The organism is Psychrobacter celer, from assembly GCF_016107555.1.
In the GTDB taxonomy this organism is placed as follows: domain Bacteria; phylum Pseudomonadota; class Gammaproteobacteria; order Pseudomonadales; family Moraxellaceae; genus Psychrobacter; species Psychrobacter celer.
On sequence record NZ_JABASU010000059.1, the window covers coordinates 1 to 916 of the forward strand.

1 protein-coding gene and 1 pseudogene are annotated in these 916 nt (G+C 41.2%); both read left to right on the plus strand.

What is annotated here, in order from left to right; translation table 11 throughout:
* The first annotated feature begins 66 nt into the window (after positions 1–66).
* Entirely contained in the window at positions 67–507 is a 441-nt protein-coding gene (locus JFC05_RS12650; RefSeq protein ID WP_198337141.1) for a transposase family protein, read from the plus strand.
* Between the two features lie 8 nt (positions 508–515).
* Positions 516–899 (plus strand): annotated as a pseudogene (locus JFC05_RS12655) (transposase family protein); the annotation flags it as partial.
* Positions 900–916: the final 17 nt, after the last annotated feature.

Below are 916 nucleotides of genomic sequence, written 5' to 3' on the forward strand. Positions count from 1 at the left end.
TAGACCTCTTGCAAAAGTAGTTGTAAGACACAACGTATATTATTGAACGCTACTTACTTAATAGATATGCCAAACATAGATAAGCTACTCAAACAAAGTGACGCTGGTTTTAAACGCTACACTGGCATTCATAAAGCCACCTTTTATGACATGCTTGAGGCCATGCAAAAGCATGAAGCATCTAAGACCAAATCAGGTAGACCAAGTGTGCTCAGTCTTAAGGAGCAGATACTACTAGCCCTGACTTATTGGCGTGAATACCGCACGCTTTATCATATCAGTATGGACTTTGGTATTCATGAGTCTTCTGCTAGCCGTATCATTCGTAAAGTAGAAGACGTACTTATCGATTCAGGTAAGTTTGAATTGCCTAAAAAGTTGCCTAGTCGTGTCGATGAGGATACCAATTGGTCAGTCGTCATCGTCGATGCCACCGAAACCCCTATTGAGCGTCCAAAAAAAACCAAAGCGACTACTACAGCGGCAAGAAAAAACAACACACCCTAAAAGCGCAGGTTATCGTCCATTGGCAAACCGGCTTGATACTCGATGTGCAAACCTGTAAAGGGTCAATCCACGATTTTAAGCTGTATAAAGATACTTGTCCTGATTGGTTACCTGAGAATACTAACTATCTAGCAGACAGTGGTTATCAAGGGTTAGCAAAGCTACATAACCAAACTTTCACACCATTTAAGAAACCTCGTGGTGGTCAGTTATTGGAGATATGCAAACAGGCCAATCACTATCTGGCAAAGTTCCGTATTGTGGTTGAGCACAAAATAGGCTTAATCAAGTTGTTTAAAATCGTGGCTCATAAATATCGCAACCGTCGTCAGCGCTACGATCTTAGAATGAAGCTATTTGCTGGTATCATTAATTCCGAGCTTAGACTATGACTTTTGCAAGAGGTCTA

Bases quoted from the DNA above. Each gene is read 5' to 3' on its own strand.
- JFC05_RS12650 (WP_198337141.1), top strand. From the start codon at position 67: ATGCCAAACATAGATAAGCTACTCAAACAAAGTGACGCTGGTTTTAAA.